Here is a 16,672-nt window from a genome sequence, read left to right as displayed (position 1 = left end):
AAAATATGATATTTGTCATACATTTTTGTAATTTTGTAACCGCAATAAATAAAAATTTATTTATGGAAAAATGTGAACAGTGTATCGTAAGGCAGTTTAGTTCTTTGAAAGCTTTGAGTAAAGATGAGCTTTTAAAAATGGCTGAATGTAAAACTTCTTATACCATCAAAAAAGGTGAACCTATTTTTGAAGAAGGTGAAGTAACAAATGGTATTTATTGTGTTAAAGATGGGGTTTGCAAATTATCAAAACTAAGTGATAATGGTAAGGACCAAATTGTAAAATTGGTAAAACCTGGCGAATTATTAGGACAACGTTCCATGATAAGTGACGAACCTGCTAATCTGAGTGCTGTAGCATTAGAAGACATGGAAGTTTGTTTTATTCCAAAGAGCGAAGTAATGCAATTTTTTACGGATAATAATCAATTTTCAATGAATGTTATGCGTACAATATGTGATGATTTGAAAGATGCCGACGATCACATGGTTAACATGGCTCAAAAAACTGTTCGTCAAAGACTTGTAGAAACACTTATTTATTTAGAAGAAACTTTTGGCAAAAATGATGATGATTCATTACGCATTCAACTTTCAAGAGAAGAGTTAGCAGGAATGATAGGTACTGCCACAGAAAGCTGCATTAGATTATTATCAGAACTTAATAAAAGTGGTTTTGTTGAACTTACTGGAAAAAAGATTACAATTCTCGATAAAAACAAATTAAAACGATTTGCATAAAAAATCCGCTATTAAGCGGATTTTTTGTATATTACTTCCTCGGTCCTTCCCAATTCGAAAATCCGCCTAATAAATTATATGTGTTTTCAAAACCAAGTTGTTGCATAACACCACACGCTTGACTACTTCTTGCTCCTGCTGCACAATACACGTAATAATTTTTTGATTTATCCAACTCTTCTACTTTATATATAAAGCCTTGACCTTTATAGATATCAATATTAATAGCATTTGGAATTGAACCATCATTGTATTCATCTTCTGTACGCACATCAATAAGTACTCCATTTTCATCAGCTAAAAACTGACTCCACCACTCTTTTTGTTCTAAATTCATTGTATAAAATTTTAGTCAAAAATACTATCTAAAATTTAATTTCAAAACTTTAATAAAAAATTAACAAACATTTGTACATACAAATAATTTTTTTACTACATTTGTACATACAAATTTTACAAACTCAAATGAGAATAGAAGAAATCATAAAACCGACCTATCCAATGGCAATAGAAAAGAAAACATTACTCAATGTAATGTTTACTCAAAATGTCATTTCTGAAAAGTTTAATGAAATATTAAAACCATTTGACTTATCACCCGAACAATTTAATGTGTTACGCATTTTAAGAGGGCAAAAGGGAAATCCTGTAAATATGTGCACTATACAGGAAAGAATGATTGCCAAAACCAGTAATACAACAAGACTTGTAGATAAATTGCTTTTAAAAGACCTAGTAATTAGAGAAATATGTCCAGAAAACAGGCGAAAAATGGAAATTACCATTACCGAAAAAGGGTTACGTCTTTTATCTCAATTAGATCCAATTGTGGATGAACACGAACAAACTTTTGCGAAAAATTTATCAGTTTCAGAACTTGAATTGTTAAACGAACTATTAGAAAAATTTAGAAATTAATATAAAAAACGCTATGAGTAATAAATTTATTGAAAATCAAAACTGGCGCTATGCCACTAAAAAATTTGATGCTTCAAAAAAAGTATCTGAACAAGATTTAGAAACTTTGAAAGAAGCCATCAGGTTGAGCGCTTCATCTTATGGATTACAATTATACAAAGTATTGATTGTGGAAAATCCTGAAGTTAGAGCAAAATTACAACCTGCATCATGGGGGCAATCACAAATAGTTGATGCTTCTCACCTATTCGTTTTTGCAAATATAACAGATGTACAAGAATCTCACATAGATGATTATATAGAAAATATAGCAAAAACAAGAGGTTTAAGTATTGATGATTTAAAAGGATATGGTGATTTTATGAAAGGTAACTTAGTAAGTTTACCAGCAGATAAAAAAGCTGTATGGACTTCAAAGCAAACTTATTTAGCGCTAGGTAATTTACTTAACGCAGCGGCAGAATTAAAAATTGACGTTACCCCAATGGAAGGTTTTGAACCAGAAAAATATAATGAAATCTTAGGATTAAACCAATTGGGATTAAACGCTTCTTTAGTTGCAACTGTTGGATACCGTCATGAAGAAGACGCAACACAACATTATGCTAAAGTAAGAAAATCTAAACAAGAATTATTTCAAACTATTTAATAAATAACCCTTTAACATTAAAAATTTAAAACAATGAAAAATTTAAAATCAATCGCATTAGCTTTAGTAGCTTTCGTAACATTATCAACAACTGCACAAGTAAGCAAAAAAGTTGACGCATCTAAAAGTACCATCAACTGGGTTGGAAAAAAAGTAACAGGCGCTCATGAAGGAACTATTAATTTAAAAGAAGGAAAATTAATTTTCAATGGTAAAAAATTAGTTGGAGGAAACTTTACTGTAGATATGACAAGTGTATCAACTACAGATTTATCTGGTGGAATGAAAGAAAAATTAGATGGTCACTTAAAATCTGATGACTTCTTTGGAACTGAAAAATTCCCTACAGCTACTTTAGTTTTCAAATCTATTGGTGAAAAAGGAAATGGAGTTTATACTGTTACTGCTGATTTAACAATCAAAGGAAAAACAAATTCTATTGCTTTTGAAATTACAGTGAATGGAAATACTGCTACAGCAGCTTTAAAAGTTGACAGAACAAAATATGACATTAAATATGGTTCAGGAAGCTTCTTTGATGGATTAGGAGATAAAGCTATCTATGATGAATTTGATTTAACTGTAAAGTTAACGTTCTAATAACGACTGGGAAAAATTGCTATGAAAAACAAAAAGCCTTGAAGAAGTTCAAGGCTTTTTTTATGGGTTTATTTTTAAATTTAAGTGATTTAACAACACTTGATATTTACTCAACTCAATCATTGCATCATCATCTTCGGTCGTATCTAATAAATCATCTAGATACTCACTAACTTCAAGTAATTTTGAATTGGCCTCTGGAACTTTATTAGCCGCAACAAAATCAATTATTTCCTGAATGTCATTAATTATTTTCTCGCTATTAATCATTTTTTAAGTCAATATATTTCGTTTAATTTCTGCCAAAGATAAGTTAGTTTTTAATAATGATTCGATTATTATTTTTCTTGTTAAATGAATATTCTCAATTTTATAATAGCTTGCCCAAGTAGTAGTTTCTATTATTTCTTTAATTTGTCGAATTACTTTTGCTGTTTCTGAAGCATTTCGTACTATTGATTTTTCATCATAATTTGGGTTGTTTTTATGCTGAAAAATTACAGCATTTGTTTCAAAATCAACTTCAATATAAAAAAGTTTCTCGGTGTCATTATTCGGATAAAAATCTACCCATTTAGCAAAACCAATTCTATTATTAGAATTATTGATTTTTGAACTAGAATTTGAAATCAATCGCCATCTACAATTTGCAGCCCTACCCCAATGATTAGAAATGCGATAAACCCCTTCATCACTAAAACTATAACTACTTCCTGATTTACTCTTATGATGTATTATCATATCAGAAATCTCATCAAAAGTAACTTCTTTAAACTCACAAAAAGTATGTTTATGAAAATTTGTTTTATTGTACTTTTTTGAGGTCATTTTTGTTCAAATCAATTTCTTTGTAACAAATGTAACATTTGATTTTTAAAGATTAATAGTATCTTTACAAAAAAAGGAATTCAAATGAAAGATATTTTAAATCAAGCCTACGGATATATTTTTGAAGAAGCTCTAATTGATGAAATTTTAAAAGTTGCCACCTACAAAGAGTTTAAAGCTGATGACTATTTAATTGAAATCGGTGACTACATCAAAACAATGCCGCTATTATTAAACGGTGCAATTAAAATATTAAGGGAAGATGAAAATGGAGATGAATTGCTTTTGTATTTTCTTGAAAGAGGCGATACTTGTGCAATGACCTTGACTTGCTGTATGGGACAATCCAAAAGTAGAATTAGAGCTATTGCCGAAACAAATGGAGCACTATTAATGATTCCTGTTGAAAAAATGGAAGATTGGTTAACCAAATATAAAACCTGGCGAAATTTTGTGTTTGATAGCTATAATGTAAGATTAATGGAAATGTTAGAAGCAATAGACACATTGGCTTTCATGAATTTAGACGAACGTTTGTACAAATATCTAACCGACAAAGCTAAAGTAATTGGTGATACTGAAATTCACAATACGCATCAAGAAATCGCATATGAAATGCATACGTCAAGAGTTGTAATCTCAAGATTGCTAAAAGCGTTAGAAATTCAAGGTAAAATTAAACTACATAGAAATAAAATAGAAATTTTAGAATTTTAATGGAGTTACTTGGTTATTTTGGGGCACTTTGTATTGGTTTAGTTTTAGGACTAACAGGTGGAGGTGGCTCTATTTTAACTGTACCTATTTTAGTATATATCCTATCCATAAATCCAGTTATAGCAACAGCTTATTCACTTTTTATAGTGGGAACGACTTCTGTCTTTGGAGCCATTCAAAATTATAGAAAAAATTTAGTAGATATAAAAAATGGATTTATTTTCGCAATCCCATCATTTATTGCTGTATATTTAACTAGAAAATTCATTGTACCTCAAATTCCTGAAATTATTTTAAAAGCACCTTTTGTTATTACTAAAAGTATGTTTTTAATGGTATTTTTTGCAACAATCATGATATTTGGGGCACTTTCTGTTTTGAAAAAGAAAAATACAGAAACATTACCAACACAAAAAAGAAATATACTATTTATAGGAATTCAGACTTTTTGTATTGGAATTATTATTGGTCTTGTAGGTGCTGGTGGCGGGTTTTTAATTATACCTTCATTAATATTATTTATAAGATTACCTATACGAAAAGCTATTGGAACTTCATTATTCATAATTGCAATGAATTCATTAATAGGCTTCATGGGTGACGTTCAAAATATTACTATTGACTGGCTATTCTTATTAACATTTAGTTCAATTTCTGTTGTTGGTATTTTCATAGGAATGTATTGGAGTAAATTTACCAATGAAAAACAGCTTAAAAAGATATTTGCCTATTTTGTATTATTGATGGCGGGTATAATCTTGTTAAAAGAATTTTAAATGTAACAAATAGTACCCAACTATATAAAAACATAAAGTATTTTTGTAAAAAAATTAAACTATGAAAATCGAACAAATATATACCGGATGCATTGCTCATGCAGCATATTACATCGAAAGTAATGGAGAAGCAGCCATTTTTGATCCATTAAGAGAAGTACAACCATATATTGATGAAGCAACTAAAGATGGTTCAAAAATCAACTATATTTTTGAAACACACTTTCATGCAGACTTTGTGTCAGGACATTTAGATTTAGCTCAAAAAACTGGTGCTAAAATTGTGTATGGACCAACAGCTAAACCAAATTTTGATGCCATTATTGCAACAGACGGACAAGAGTTTAAAGTTGGTGGTGTTACAATAAAAGTAATTCATACTCCAGGTCACACCTTAGAAAGCACCTGTTATTTAGTAACAGATGAAACAGGTAAACAGCATGGAATAATCACAGGAGACACCTTGTTTATTGGAGATGTTGGACGTCCAGATTTAGCACAAGAACTAGTTGAAGATTTAACACAAGAAGTCTTAGCCAATCATTTATATGACTCACTTCGCAACAAAATAATGCCGTTAAATGATGATTTAATCGTATACCCAAATCATGGTGCTGGAAGTGCTTGTGGAAAAAACATGAGTAAAGAAACAACAGATACATTAGGAAATCAAAAAAAAGTGAATTATGCATTGAGAGCAGATATGACTCGTGAAGAATTTATCGCCGAATTATTAGACGGATTAACCCCTCCACCAGCCTATTTTCCACAAAATGTAATGATGAATATTCAAGGATATGAAAGCCTTGAAAATATAATGAATAAATCAAATAAAGCTCTTTCACCTGAAGAATTTGAAACAATAGCCAATCAATCGGAAGCCTTAGTTTTAGATGTTCGTCATGAAAATGATTTTATAAAAGAACATATTCCTAGTTCTATTTTTATTGGTTTACATGGACAATTTGCGCCTTGGGTTGGTGCATTAATCAGAGATACCAAACAACCAATTTTATTAATTACTCCAGATGGTATGGAAAAAGAAACCATTACAAGATTATCTCGAGTAGGTTTTGACAATACTTTAGGATATTTGAATGGCGGATTAAAGGCATGGAAAAATGCTGGTTTTGAAACAGATACAATTGATTCTATAACTCCCGAAGAGTTTGCTTCTAAATATGTAAATTCTATTATTGTAGATGCCAGAAAACCAAGTGAATACAAAGCCGAACATGTTGAAAAAGCTATCAATATCCCTTTAGACTATGTAAATGAACAATTAGCAGAAGTTCCTAAAAATGAACATTTCTTTTTGCATTGTGCAGGTGGATATCGTTCTGTAATTATGGCATCAATTTTAAAATCAAGAGGCTATCATAATATGATAAATGTAGAAAAAGGAATCGCAGGCATAAGAACTACAAACGTACCATTGACAACCTTTGTTTGTCCAAGTACACTAAAATAATTTCATTTAAGTTATATATTAAGTCAGGTCATGTGCCTGACTTTTTTTATGAAACTATTATAAATTAATAATTTTTAAACTCACTAATTTTAAATACATTTGCCAAAATTTAATATAAAAATGAAAAAAATAATTTTAATTATTACAGCTGCAGTAATTCTTTTATCTTGTAATAAAGATGGTTACCAAGTATCCGGAACAGCAAAAGGAATCGAAAACGGAAAAAAAGTATTTATTGAAGTTCCTGACGAAACAGGTAAGCCAGTTGCAATTGATACAGCAGTTGTAGAAGATGGGAAATTTGAATTTGATGGAAAACTTAAAGAAGGTATTGAATTTGCTTATGTAAAATTTGAGGACAATGCTTCTCTTCCAATCATATTAGAAAATGGTAACATAGAAATTGAATTTATCAAAGATTCTGTTCAAAACTCAAAAATAGGAGGAACTAAGAACAATGATTATTTTCAAACATTCAATAATGATAGTAAATCTATCATGAAAAAGGCAATTAAGTTTCAAAATGAAAACCAAAAAGTTTACATGGAAGCTATGCAAAAACAAGATTTAGTTGTATTGCAAGATTTACAAAACAAAATGAAAGTTTTTCAAGAAGAAATGAATAAAAAATCGTTAGATTTTGTTAAGAAAAATAACGACTCTTTTTTAGCTTTACTACTGATTGAAAACTTTGTAAATTCAAAATTTATCTCTCTTGAAGAAGGAAAAACTTATTTTGATAAATTAAGTAAAGAAGTACAAGATACTAAAGCTGGAAAAAAATTAAAAAAAGCTTTCGCTGACAAACCAGCTGAAGTAACTAACATTACTATTGGACAACCAGCACCAGACTTTGCTGCTAATACGCCTGATGGGAAAAAATTATCATTAAAAGAATCATTAGGAAAAGTAACAATTATTGATTTTTGGGCGTCTTGGTGTGGACCTTGTCGTAAAGAAAACCCTAATGTAGTAGCCTTATACAATGAATACCACAGCAAAGGATTAAACATTATTGGTGTTTCTTTAGATAAAGATGCTGCAAAATGGAAAGAAGCTATTGCAAAAGATGGATTAACCTGGAATCATATTTCTAACTTAAAAGAATGGTCTGAGCCAATTGCAAAACAATATGGTGTAGAATCAATTCCTGCTACTTTTATTTTGGATGCAAAAGGAACTATTGTTGCAAAAGATTTGAGAGGTGATGCTTTAAAAGCTAAAGTAAAAGAACTTTTAGGCGAAAAATAATATTTTTTAAACCTTTAAATATAAAATCTCCTACGGGAGATTTTTTTATGCTTTTCATTTACAGAAAGTTAGAAAAAACGTAGTAAAATAGTAATAAATATCTTTGTTTGTAAGAAAAACAATTCTATATTTGCAACCGCTTAGTCAAATAAGCAAGATGGTTTGGGGAGATACTCAAGCGGCCAACGAGGGCGGACTGTAAATCCGCTGATTACATCTTCGCAGGTTCGAATCCTGCTCTCCCCACAAAGAAAAAGCACTTCAAAATTGGAGTGCTTTTTTTATTTAATTTTACAGTGTTTAAAAAGATTTCAAATTAAAAGTAATCTAATGAATATTCGACTTATAGCTATTGGAAAAACTGACAATAAAGACTTACAATCATTAATCAATGACTATACAAAACGATTGTCTTTTTATGTAAAATTTGATTTGGAAATTATTCCCGATATCAAAAATGTAAAAAATCTATCAGAATCCCAACAAAAAGAAAAAGAAGGTGAACTAATTTTATCAAAAATCAGTGCAACAGACCAGCTTATCTTGTTGGACGAAAATGGCAAAACATTCAGTAGTGTAGGTTTTTCAGACTATTTACAAAAGAAAATGAACGCCGGAATTAAAACATTAGTTTTTGTTATTGGTGGTCCGTATGGCTTTAGCGAAACCGTGTATCAAAAAGCACATGGAAAAGTATCGCTTTCAGAAATGACTTTCTCGCATCAAATGGTGCGCTTGTTTGTCATTGAACAAATTTACAGAGGATTTACTATTTTACGAAACGAACCGTATCATCATCAGTAGTTAGAAAAAAGAAGTTTCTGTTCTAAATCAATACACAAAAATCTCCGAAATTCTCATTTCAATTTCTAATGATTGAACTAAAACCATATTTTTAATAAAACTACCATAATCAATCATTTTATCAAAACAAAAATTATAATGCAATGGCTTGTCACTTGGTAAATGTTCTAAATAGGTTATCAAATTTTCTTTTTTGACTTCAGTCGAATTCACAAAAAGCCTATTACCTTTAGCAAAATAAATATTCACTCCAAATTTTGGTTGTTCTAACTTAAATTTCACTTTTGTAAAAGGGAGAAAAGCTAATTGTTTATGAATGCTGTCAGAATATGAAAAATAATTTTCTGAAGCTTCATTCTTGTGTGCACTTCCCTCCTTTTTGGCTTGCAATTTTATTATTTCTGGAACCACTAATCGCAAAGGCAATCGCTTATCTATGTTAAAAATCCAATTGGTAGAACTAATCGAATTTTTTCTATTCACTTCAATCAATGTATCTTTACCTTCACTTTTAAAAAATAAATAAATAGGTGAATGATCTTCAATTTTATCTACAATTGATTTTTCCACTTGCGGTAGTAAAACTTCTTTTTCAGTACAAGAAAACAAACTTATTAAAGTAACTATAATGACTATTTTTTTCATATTTTATTTAATTTACTAACTAATTTTATACACTCTACCGCTTCTTTTACATCATGAACTCGCAAAATTTTGGCTCCTTTTTGTAACGCTACAGTATTCAAAACTGATGTACCATTCAGAGCTTCTTGAGGTGTATTCTCTAATACTTTATATATCATTGATTTTCTTGAAACACCAGCCAACAAAGGTAATTCTAGAATTGAAAATAATTCCATTTTATTTAATACTTCATAATTTTGTTCTACTGTTTTAGCAAAACCAAATCCAGGATCAATGATAATATCTGAAATCCCAAAACTTCTTGCTTTTTGAATTCTTTCTGAAAAATAGAACGTGATTTCTTTTACAATATCATCATACTTTGTCAAACTTTGCATGCTTTGAGGATTTCCTCTCATATGCATCATAATGTAAGGAACCTTCAAATCAGCAACTGTAGGCAGCATTTTTTCATCTAACAATCCTGCCGAAATATCATTTACAATTGCAACTCCGTGTTCCACAGCCACCTTAGCCACAGCTGCTCTAAAAGTATCTACTGATAAAATAATATTTGGAAACGTATTTATGAGTTCTTTAACAACCACTTTCAATCGTTCAATTTCTTCCTTTTCGGAAACAAATTCAGCACTTGGCTTACTTGAATAAGCTCCAATATCAATAAAATCAGCTCCTTCTGAAAGCATTTTATCTACTTGATGAATAATTGAGTTAATTTCTCTGTGTTTGCCTCCATCATAAAATGAGTTAGGTGTAACATTTAATATACCCATTACTTTTGGCACTGATAAATCGATAAGTGTTCCGTTACAATTGATTGTCATTTTAAAGTAAGTTATGCTTTAAAGCTTACGAAATCGATTTCTCATAAAAACATGAAAATCTTTATTCAATATGCTGTTTTCTTTGTTCTTATTTTTTTACTTTTGGAAAAAATTCATACAAATATACAGCAAATAATGTCGAATACTTCTCAACAATACGATAAAGTTATAGCGGTTTGCCGCGAATTATTCAGTAAAAAAATGAAAGATTATGGAAGTGCGTGGCGCATTTTACGCTTGCCTTCTTTAACCGATCAAATATTCATTAAAGCCCAAAGAATAAGAAGCCTTCAACAAAACGATATTCGAAAAGTTGCTGAAGATGAAACTTCAGAATTTATTGGAATTATCAATTACTGTATTATGGCACTTATACAAATTGATAAAGGAATTGTAGACCAACCCGATATGGATGTTGCAGAAGCTATTGCGCTTTATGACGAAAAAGTAGCATTAACCAAAGCCTTAATGGAAGACAAAAACCACGATTATGGCGAAGCTTGGCGCGAAATGCGTGTTAGTAGTTTAACCGATTTAATTTTGCAAAAATTGCTTCGTGTGAAACAAATTGAAGATAATCAAGGAAAAACATTAGTTTCTGAGGGAATTGATGCCAACTATCAAGATATGATTAACTACTCAGTTTTTGCTTTAATTTTAATGGAAAATAAATAACAAGTCGTTAACAACCTGTTTTTAATAGAAGTTGTAATTTTATAAAAAATAAAATTCTCACATGAAGAAAGAAACTATTTCTTGGATAATTCGCAGTGTTGTGGCAGCGCTTTTTATTGTTTCTGCTATAGCAAAATTATATCCTTCACCCTATTTTGCAATTTCTACTTTTGAAGTTAAACAGCTGTATTCATTAGGTTTTTCTGCAGATTTTGCTCCTTATTTTTCAAGAACTTTAATTGGTGTTGAATTTGCTTTAGGTATTTTACTTTTAATTAATCATCATTTAAAAAAAATTACAATTCCAGCCACTATTACATTATTAATTGTTTTTATTGTACACTTAAGTTATGAAACATTTATTAGTGGTAATTCGGGCAATTGTGGTTGTTTTGGAGAATTAATCCCAATGACACCTGTAGAAGCAATTGTTAAAAACATCATCGCTGTAGGGCTGTTATTTTGGCTATTAAAATTACTTCCCTCAGATGGTAAATCAAATTTTTGGATACTTACAACAATAATACTTTTGGGGATTTTAAGTATATTTATGTTGGCACCAATGAAATCGATATCAAATACACTATCAAATTCAAGTACAATTTTAAATGACAGCATAACCACATTAAAACCTGCAACAGATTTCATTTATACTACAGAAACAGTTGCTTCTGATAATGATTCTGTAAAATTGAAAAACGAAAAAGAAATTATTGTAGAAAATAAAATCGATGAACCTGTTGCCAAAAAATCTGGTTTTGCAAACTTCTTTCCTAACATCGATAAAAACAAAAAAATTCTATGCTTTTTTGCTCCGGGTTGTGATCACTGTCAAGAAACTGCAAAGCAATTAACCGAAATGAAACGCAAAGACAAGTCATTTCCAGATATATCAATTATTTTTATGGATGAAGAAGTAGAAAAAATACCAGATTTTTTCACGATTGCTGGTGCAAAATATCCTTATCAAGTAGTTGATGTAATTAGTTTTTGGAATGTATTAGGTAATAGCCGAGACACACCTGGTGTAAAATATTTATGGAATGGAAATGAAATAAAATTTTATGACGGAATTAATGCTAATAAATTCAATGCTTCAGAATTAAAGAAAACCATAAAAAAGAACTATTCAGAATTAAAAAAATAAGTTATGATAAAGAAAATATTCGTTTTAGCAACATTGCTAATTAGTACATTAGGTTGTGCTCAAAAAGAAGAAACAAGCTTCAAAAAGGAAGCGTTAAATAATGTAATGGTAACTGTCGAAAACAAGTCTATTACTTTTGATGAAATTCTAAAAAAATATGAAGGAAAAACTATAGTTGTTGACATCTGGGCTTCATGGTGTTCTGATTGTATCAAAAGCATGCCAAAAGTAAAAGATCTTCAAAAAAAATACCCAGATGCCACTTACCTTTTCATCTCAATGGATAAAACGTATGACGCTTGGATAAAAGGCATTGAAAAATATGAAGTAAATGGTGAACATTATTTAACTTCAGACGGCATGAAAGGTATTTTTGGAAAGTCTGTAAACTTAGATTGGATTCCTCGTTATATGGTTGTTGATAAAAGTGGGAAAATTGTGCTTTACAAAGTAATCGAAGCCGATGACGAAAAATTAATTCAAACATTAGATTCATTAAAATAAAATCATGAGAAAAAACATTGTAGCAGGTAACTGGAAAATGCACAAAAATCAGCAAGAAACGATTGCATTACTGGAAGAAATTATTGCTAAAAAATCAAATACAACAACTGAAATTATTGTAGCACCAACGTTTGTAAACTTAACTAAAGCAGTTGAAAAAACAAATGGTCACAACATAACAGTAGCTGCTCAAAACATGCACCAAGCTGAAGGTGGTGCTTTTACTGGAGAAATTTCAGCACATATGCTAACTGATATTGGTGTTAATACAGTAATATTAGGTCATAGTGAAAGACGTGCTTATTTTCATGAAACAGATGCTTTATTAGCAAATAAAGTAGATACAGCTTTAAAACATGAAATGCGCATAATTTTTTGTTTTGGAGAAGAATTAAAAGACCGTCAAGACAATAATCATTTCAATGTAGTTGAATATCAATTGCGTGATGGATTATTTCATTTAGATAAAAAAGATTGGGCTAATATTGTTTTAGCTTATGAGCCTGTTTGGGCAATTGGAACTGGAGAGACTGCTACTCCCGAGCAAGCCCAAGAAATGCACAAATTCATAAGAACTTTGGTTGAAAAAGTTTATGGTTATGACATTGCCGATGATTTAACTATTTTATATGGTGGTAGTGTTAAACCTGACAATGCCAAAGAAATTTTTTCAAAACCAGATGTAGATGGTGGTTTAATTGGTGGTGCAGCCTTAAAAGCTGATGACTTTTTAGCCATTGTGAATGGCTTTTAATTTAGCTTTGTTCATTTAAAGAAAACTCCGATACTTACTCGGAGTTTTTTTTCTTTTGATTGAAACATATTTATTATGCATTTAGACGTTCAAAAATACAACAACAAACTACCTGAAGACCAGGCTATTTGTGATTTACTAGCAAATGAGATAAACTTGCATTTACCCGAAGCCGAGAACAAAATTTGGCACGCTCATCCTGTTTGGTTTTTAGATGGTAATCCAATAGTAGGATACAGTAAACAAAAAAAAGGCATTAGACTAATGTTCTGGAGTGGTAAATCGTTTGAAGAAGATAAACTCAATATTCTAGGAGTAAAATTTCAAGATGCATCAATTTTTTATAATTCAATAGATGAAATCAATAGTATGGATTTAAAAAATTGGCTTCAAAAATCTAAAGAAATTCAATGGGATTATAAAAATATAGTTAAACGCAAAGGAATTTTAGAACGTATTAAATAAAAAACTCCCTATTTCTAGAGAGTTTATTAGTTATTCTTTTGTTTGTCTTTCATATAAAACCGTCTCAACCGTTTCAAAATCTGTTGGTTTATCAGGACTTACGAAATATTTCACTAATATTTGCCCCCACAAATCACCATTTGAGAATTCAGCAATCAACCATCTGTGATTTAATATTTTTGAATTATTTACTAGAAAAACTTTACCATCAATTGGTTCATAAGGAATTAATTTATTCCCATTCTTATTTTCGTTTAAAACTAACAAGTCTTCTTTTACTTTTTCAGCTACTTTTTGATAATCTAATTCATGAGAATAAAAATATTCTTGCGCATCTTCATCACTTTCTAAAGAAAAATAATTTGCTTTTGTCAAATTTATGACCGAGTCGCGTGAAATTTTTAAATTAGCTTTTACCTTCTCAACTTCTTTATCTTTTGCGTCTAATATTTTTGTTGAATTAACATATTGAAAAACATTGAATAACAACGAAAAAACTAAACCATATAAAAAAACATTCTTCATAGTATATTAAATTAAAATTTCTAAATTATCGTGAGCAATATAAACCCCACTTGGAAGCTTTTGTTGAATATCTTCATGAAATCCAAACAAATGACTAATATGTGTTAAATAAGCATTCTTAGGTTGCACCAAAGATATAAAATGTAAAACTTCTTCTAAATTAAAATGTGTAGCATGCGGTTCTTCTCTCAAACAATTTATTACCAATACTTTACAATTTTTAATTTTCTCAATTTCCGCTTTATCAATTGTTTTTACATCTGTTAAATAAACAAAGTTTTGAATTTTATAACCAAATATTTGCAAGTTCCCATGCCAAGCATTGATAGGTTCAACAGCAATATCATTAACCAAAAAGGAAACATTTTCTACAACCTCATTTGGAGTAACAGAAGGCGCTCCAGGATATTTGTTTTCAGTTTCAAAAATATAATCAAACCTTTTTTCTAAATTTGCCAAAACTCGTTTGTGTGCAAAAATTTTGATATTCCCTTGTTTAAAATAGAATGGACGAATATCATCTAAACCCGCAGTATGGTCAGCATGTTCATGAGTAAATAACAAACCATCAATATGCTGGCATTTTGAAGTAAGCATTTGCTGTCTAAAATCAGGCCCACAATCAATAACTATTGAAGTTTCCCCTATTTGTATCCATACAGAAACTCGTAGACGTTTATCACGTAAATCAGAGCTTAAACAAACCGAATGTTGGCTCCCAATTACTGGAATTCCCTGTGAAGTACCTGTTCCTAAAAAATATACTCTCAATTCTTTTTTTACAAAAATAAGAATATTTACCTGATTTTTTCATAAAATGACTAACTTTGCAAATATTATGTTTTAACGCTAAATGTTAAGAAAAAGCCCAAATTAAACACATATGGTTACTGATATTAAAGTTCGTGGTGACAAAGAAATTGAACAGATTCCTTCCACAAAAGATAAAGCCCTAAGAATAAATCTTAATGAAAATATCTATGGTACTTTTGCGGAAATTGGAGCTGGACAAGAAACAGTGCGTAATTTTTTTAGAGCTGGAGCTTCTTCTGGAACGATTGCTAAAGCAATGTCTGCATATGATAAAGACTTTAGTGATGCAATCTATGGCGAAGAAGTTGATGGGAGATACGTTACTGAAAGTCGTTTAAGAAAAATGTTAACCCACGAAATTAATTTGGTGGAACAACGTTTAAGCCGAGACAAACACCCTAACAAATTGTTTTTTAGTTACGCAAACACCGTTGCAACTATTGATTTTGCTAAGCAATTTAAAGGTCATGGTTGGGTTGGGATTGTTTATCAAGTTGAACCTGACGAGGATTATAACGAGATTATTTTACATATACGTTTTAAAGAAAATGATGCCAAATTACAGCAAGAAACTCTTGGGATTCTTGGAGTAAATTTAATTTATGGCGCTTTTTACAAATACAACGATCCAAAAAAATTATTACGATATTTATATGACCATTTAGACAAAGACCAGTTAGAAATTGATACCATTAACTTTTCAGGACCACGTTTTGCAAATGTTGACAATCGATTAATGAGTCTACAATTGGTTAAAAACGGTATGACAGATGCCGTAATGTTTGGACCAGATGGAAAAAACATACTTCCTGCAGCGGTTTTATACAAAAAAAATATTCTTGCCCTAAGAGGGAGTTTTAGACCCGTAACTAAAGTGAACATGGACATGTATGAAGAATCATACAATATGTTTATTCAAGAAAATAAGGTAGATAAAGAAAATACATTTGTAGTGTTTGAAATTACACTTTCGAACCTAAAAGCAGAAGGTGAGATTGATGAGCGTGATTTCCTTGACAGAGCTGAATTACTTTGTAAACTAGGACAAACTGTTATGATTTCAAACTTCCAAGAATATTTCAAAGTAGTTGAATATTTTTCAAACTATTCTAAAGCTAGAATGGGATTAGCAATGGGAGTTAGTAACTTGGTCGAAATTTTTGATGAAAAATACTATCGTCATCTATCTGGAGGAATTTTAGAAGCTTTTGGAAAATTATTCTACAGAGATTTAAAAGTATATTTATATCCAATGAAGGACGAAGATGGAAACATCATTACTTCTGAAAACTTAAAAGTACATCCAAGAATGAAAGAATTATATAAATTCTTTAAATTCAATGGAAAAGTAATCGATATTAAGGATTATGATGAAAATAATTTAGATATTTTCTCTAGAAAAATATTAAAAATGATTTGCAAAGGAGAAACAGGTTGGGAACACTTACTACCTGATGGAACTGCAGATATTATTAAAAAAGAAAAATTATTCTCTTATGCTTGTGAATTAGATTTAAAAGAACCAGAAGAAATAAAATAAAAAAAGGCTACAATAAGTAGCCTTTT

Annotated in this window: 22 protein-coding genes and 1 tRNA gene; 16 read left to right on the top strand and 7 right to left on the bottom strand. The window is 30.2% G+C overall.

The window, feature by feature from the left end:
* Positions 1 to 62: 62 nt before the first annotated feature.
* Positions 63 to 740: a Crp/Fnr family transcriptional regulator gene (locus VK164_RS04230; RefSeq protein WP_324208160.1), complete on the top strand. Its 678-nt coding sequence runs from the start codon at positions 63 to 65 to the stop codon at positions 738 to 740.
* A 31-nt stretch (positions 741 to 771) separates the two neighbouring features.
* Here VK164_RS04230 and VK164_RS04225 read toward each other — a convergent pair whose 3' ends face one another.
* On the bottom strand, positions 772 to 1,077 hold the full coding sequence (locus VK164_RS04225) for a rhodanese-like domain-containing protein (protein WP_324208159.1): 306 nt from the start codon (positions 1,075 to 1,077) through the stop codon (positions 772 to 774).
* A 128-nt stretch (positions 1,078 to 1,205) separates the two neighbouring features.
* Here VK164_RS04225 and VK164_RS04220 point away from each other — a divergent pair, with 128 nt between their 5' ends.
* The 3 genes from VK164_RS04220 to VK164_RS04210 are packed head-to-tail and all read left to right on the top strand — an operon-like array spanning position 1,206 to position 2,907.
* The gene (locus tag VK164_RS04220) at positions 1,206 to 1,658 is read left to right on the top strand and encodes a MarR family winged helix-turn-helix transcriptional regulator (protein WP_324208158.1); all 453 of its coding nucleotides are present in this window, start codon (positions 1,206 to 1,208) and stop codon (positions 1,656 to 1,658) included.
* Between the two features lie 13 nt (positions 1,659 to 1,671).
* A complete protein-coding gene (locus tag VK164_RS04215; protein WP_324208157.1) occupies positions 1,672 to 2,307 on the top strand; it encodes an NAD(P)H-dependent oxidoreductase in 636 nt (211 codons plus the stop codon).
* 33 nt (positions 2,308 to 2,340) lie between these two features.
* Positions 2,341 to 2,907 (top strand): YceI family protein, encoded by a 567-nt coding sequence (locus tag VK164_RS04210; RefSeq protein WP_324208156.1) that lies wholly within the window; start codon positions 2,341 to 2,343, stop codon positions 2,905 to 2,907.
* A 60-nt stretch (positions 2,908 to 2,967) separates the two neighbouring features.
* Here the strand turns inward: VK164_RS04210 and VK164_RS04205 are convergent, their stop codons facing one another.
* Both VK164_RS04205 and VK164_RS04200 read right to left on the bottom strand, forming a co-directional pair.
* Entirely contained in the window at positions 2,968 to 3,177 is a 210-nt protein-coding gene (locus VK164_RS04205) for a hypothetical protein (RefSeq protein ID WP_324208155.1), read from the bottom strand.
* Between the two features lie 3 nt (positions 3,178 to 3,180).
* Positions 3,181 to 3,735 (bottom strand): hypothetical protein, encoded by a 555-nt coding sequence (locus VK164_RS04200; RefSeq protein WP_324208154.1) that lies wholly within the window; start codon positions 3,733 to 3,735, stop codon positions 3,181 to 3,183.
* 84 nt (positions 3,736 to 3,819) lie between these two features.
* Between VK164_RS04200 and VK164_RS04195 the strand changes: the two genes are divergently transcribed.
* The 6 genes from VK164_RS04195 (at position 3,820) to rlmH (ending at position 8,754) form a co-directional block, all read left to right on the top strand.
* Positions 3,820 to 4,452 carry a Crp/Fnr family transcriptional regulator gene (locus VK164_RS04195; RefSeq protein ID WP_166236147.1) on the top strand — a complete coding sequence of 211 codons (633 nt, stop codon included), beginning with the start codon at positions 3,820 to 3,822 and terminating at the stop codon, positions 4,450 to 4,452.
* Complete coding sequence (locus VK164_RS04190; protein ID WP_324208153.1) at positions 4,452 to 5,228, top strand: sulfite exporter TauE/SafE family protein; 777 nt, start codon at positions 4,452 to 4,454, stop codon at positions 5,226 to 5,228. The genes VK164_RS04195 and VK164_RS04190 overlap by 1 nt, the downstream gene beginning before the upstream one ends.
* Positions 5,229 to 5,289: 61 nt before the next feature.
* A complete protein-coding gene (locus tag VK164_RS04185) occupies positions 5,290 to 6,699 on the top strand; it encodes an MBL fold metallo-hydrolase (RefSeq protein ID WP_324208152.1) in 1,410 nt (469 codons plus the stop codon).
* A 120-nt stretch (positions 6,700 to 6,819) separates the two neighbouring features.
* Positions 6,820 to 7,950: a TlpA disulfide reductase family protein gene (locus VK164_RS04180; RefSeq protein WP_324208151.1), complete on the top strand. Its 1,131-nt coding sequence runs from the start codon at positions 6,820 to 6,822 to the stop codon at positions 7,948 to 7,950.
* Positions 7,951 to 8,114: 164 nt separating this feature from the next.
* Positions 8,115 to 8,196, top strand: a tRNA-Tyr gene (locus VK164_RS04175).
* A gap of 84 nt (positions 8,197 to 8,280) precedes the next feature.
* Positions 8,281 to 8,754: a 23S rRNA (pseudouridine(1915)-N(3))-methyltransferase RlmH gene (gene rlmH, locus VK164_RS04170; protein ID WP_324208150.1), complete on the top strand. Its 474-nt coding sequence runs from the start codon at positions 8,281 to 8,283 to the stop codon at positions 8,752 to 8,754.
* A 27-nt stretch (positions 8,755 to 8,781) separates the two neighbouring features.
* On the opposite strand, the gene VK164_RS04165 is transcribed toward rlmH, so the two are convergent.
* Together VK164_RS04165 and folP are read right to left on the bottom strand one after the other, a co-directional pair.
* Complete coding sequence (locus VK164_RS04165) at positions 8,782 to 9,399, bottom strand: hypothetical protein (protein ID WP_324208149.1); 618 nt, start codon at positions 9,397 to 9,399, stop codon at positions 8,782 to 8,784.
* Entirely contained in the window at positions 9,396 to 10,223 is an 828-nt protein-coding gene (folP, locus tag VK164_RS04160; RefSeq protein ID WP_324208148.1) for a dihydropteroate synthase, read from the bottom strand. Before folP ends, VK164_RS04165 begins: the two co-directional genes overlap by 4 nt.
* 135 nt (positions 10,224 to 10,358) lie before the next feature.
* Here folP and VK164_RS04155 point away from each other — a divergent pair, with 135 nt between their 5' ends.
* The 5 genes from VK164_RS04155 to VK164_RS04135 all read left to right on the top strand — a co-directional run bounded on the left by VK164_RS04155 (position 10,359) and on the right by VK164_RS04135 (position 13,768).
* Positions 10,359 to 10,898 carry a DUF1599 domain-containing protein gene (locus VK164_RS04155; protein WP_324208147.1) on the top strand — a complete coding sequence of 180 codons (540 nt, stop codon included), beginning with the start codon at positions 10,359 to 10,361 and terminating at the stop codon, positions 10,896 to 10,898.
* A gap of 61 nt (positions 10,899 to 10,959) precedes the next feature.
* Positions 10,960 to 12,045, top strand: a complete 1,086-nt coding sequence (locus VK164_RS04150) for a TlpA family protein disulfide reductase (RefSeq protein ID WP_324208146.1) — start codon at positions 10,960 to 10,962, stop codon at positions 12,043 to 12,045.
* 3 nt (positions 12,046 to 12,048) lie between these two features.
* Positions 12,049 to 12,549, top strand: coding sequence for a TlpA disulfide reductase family protein (locus VK164_RS04145; RefSeq protein WP_324208145.1), 501 nt, complete (start codon positions 12,049 to 12,051; stop codon positions 12,547 to 12,549).
* A gap of 4 nt (positions 12,550 to 12,553) precedes the next feature.
* Positions 12,554 to 13,303: a triose-phosphate isomerase gene (tpiA, locus tag VK164_RS04140; protein WP_324208144.1), complete on the top strand. Its 750-nt coding sequence runs from the start codon at positions 12,554 to 12,556 to the stop codon at positions 13,301 to 13,303.
* 75 nt (positions 13,304 to 13,378) lie between these two features.
* Positions 13,379 to 13,768 (top strand): DUF1801 domain-containing protein, encoded by a 390-nt coding sequence (locus VK164_RS04135; RefSeq protein ID WP_324208143.1) that lies wholly within the window; start codon positions 13,379 to 13,381, stop codon positions 13,766 to 13,768.
* Between the two features lie 30 nt (positions 13,769 to 13,798).
* Here VK164_RS04135 and VK164_RS04130 read toward each other — a convergent pair whose 3' ends face one another.
* The gene (locus VK164_RS04130) at positions 13,799 to 14,293 is read right to left on the bottom strand and encodes a hypothetical protein (protein ID WP_324208142.1); all 495 of its coding nucleotides are present in this window, start codon (positions 14,291 to 14,293) and stop codon (positions 13,799 to 13,801) included.
* A gap of 6 nt (positions 14,294 to 14,299) precedes the next feature.
* A complete protein-coding gene (locus tag VK164_RS04125; protein WP_324208141.1) occupies positions 14,300 to 15,064 on the bottom strand; it encodes an MBL fold metallo-hydrolase in 765 nt (254 codons plus the stop codon).
* A 112-nt stretch (positions 15,065 to 15,176) separates the two neighbouring features.
* On the opposite strand from VK164_RS04125, the gene VK164_RS04120 reads away from it, so the two are divergent.
* On the top strand, positions 15,177 to 16,646 hold the full coding sequence (locus tag VK164_RS04120) for a TonB-dependent receptor (protein ID WP_324208140.1): 1,470 nt from the start codon (positions 15,177 to 15,179) through the stop codon (positions 16,644 to 16,646).
* The last annotated feature ends 26 nt before the right edge of the window (positions 16,647 to 16,672 follow it).

Source organism: Flavobacterium sp., assembly GCF_035299005.1.
Taxonomy (GTDB): Bacteria; Bacteroidota; Bacteroidia; order Flavobacteriales; family Flavobacteriaceae; genus Flavobacterium.
Note: the sequence above shows the minus strand (reverse complement) of the source record. Positions and strands in the feature narration are given on the sequence as shown.

Excerpts from the sequence above, each read along its gene's own strand:
- VK164_RS04230 (WP_324208160.1), top strand. The coding sequence starts at position 63 with ATGGAAAAATGTGAACAGTGTATCGTAAGGCAGTTTAGTTCTTTGAAA.
- VK164_RS04225 (WP_324208159.1), bottom strand. The coding sequence starts at position 1,077 with ATGAATTTAGAACAAAAAGAGTGGTGGAGTCAGTTTTTAGCTGATGAA.
- VK164_RS04220 (WP_324208158.1), top strand. The coding sequence starts at position 1,206 with ATGAGAATAGAAGAAATCATAAAACCGACCTATCCAATGGCAATAGAA.
- VK164_RS04215 (WP_324208157.1), top strand. The coding sequence starts at position 1,672 with ATGAGTAATAAATTTATTGAAAATCAAAACTGGCGCTATGCCACTAAA.
- VK164_RS04210 (WP_324208156.1), top strand. The coding sequence starts at position 2,341 with ATGAAAAATTTAAAATCAATCGCATTAGCTTTAGTAGCTTTCGTAACA.
- VK164_RS04205 (WP_324208155.1), bottom strand. The coding sequence starts at position 3,177 with ATGATTAATAGCGAGAAAATAATTAATGACATTCAGGAAATAATTGAT.
- VK164_RS04200 (WP_324208154.1), bottom strand. The coding sequence starts at position 3,735 with ATGACCTCAAAAAAGTACAATAAAACAAATTTTCATAAACATACTTTT.
- VK164_RS04195 (WP_166236147.1), top strand. The coding sequence starts at position 3,820 with ATGAAAGATATTTTAAATCAAGCCTACGGATATATTTTTGAAGAAGCT.
- VK164_RS04190 (WP_324208153.1), top strand. The coding sequence starts at position 4,452 with ATGGAGTTACTTGGTTATTTTGGGGCACTTTGTATTGGTTTAGTTTTA.
- VK164_RS04185 (WP_324208152.1), top strand. The coding sequence starts at position 5,290 with ATGAAAATCGAACAAATATATACCGGATGCATTGCTCATGCAGCATAT.
- VK164_RS04180 (WP_324208151.1), top strand. The coding sequence starts at position 6,820 with ATGAAAAAAATAATTTTAATTATTACAGCTGCAGTAATTCTTTTATCT.
- rlmH (WP_324208150.1), top strand. The coding sequence starts at position 8,281 with ATGAATATTCGACTTATAGCTATTGGAAAAACTGACAATAAAGACTTA.
- VK164_RS04165 (WP_324208149.1), bottom strand. The coding sequence starts at position 9,399 with ATGAAAAAAATAGTCATTATAGTTACTTTAATAAGTTTGTTTTCTTGT.
- folP (WP_324208148.1), bottom strand. The coding sequence starts at position 10,223 with ATGACAATCAATTGTAACGGAACACTTATCGATTTATCAGTGCCAAAA.
- VK164_RS04155 (WP_324208147.1), top strand. The coding sequence starts at position 10,359 with ATGTCGAATACTTCTCAACAATACGATAAAGTTATAGCGGTTTGCCGC.
- VK164_RS04150 (WP_324208146.1), top strand. The coding sequence starts at position 10,960 with ATGAAGAAAGAAACTATTTCTTGGATAATTCGCAGTGTTGTGGCAGCG.
- VK164_RS04145 (WP_324208145.1), top strand. The coding sequence starts at position 12,049 with ATGATAAAGAAAATATTCGTTTTAGCAACATTGCTAATTAGTACATTA.
- tpiA (WP_324208144.1), top strand. The coding sequence starts at position 12,554 with ATGAGAAAAAACATTGTAGCAGGTAACTGGAAAATGCACAAAAATCAG.
- VK164_RS04135 (WP_324208143.1), top strand. The coding sequence starts at position 13,379 with ATGCATTTAGACGTTCAAAAATACAACAACAAACTACCTGAAGACCAG.
- VK164_RS04130 (WP_324208142.1), bottom strand. The coding sequence starts at position 14,293 with ATGAAGAATGTTTTTTTATATGGTTTAGTTTTTTCGTTGTTATTCAAT.
- VK164_RS04120 (WP_324208140.1), top strand. The coding sequence starts at position 15,177 with ATGGTTACTGATATTAAAGTTCGTGGTGACAAAGAAATTGAACAGATT.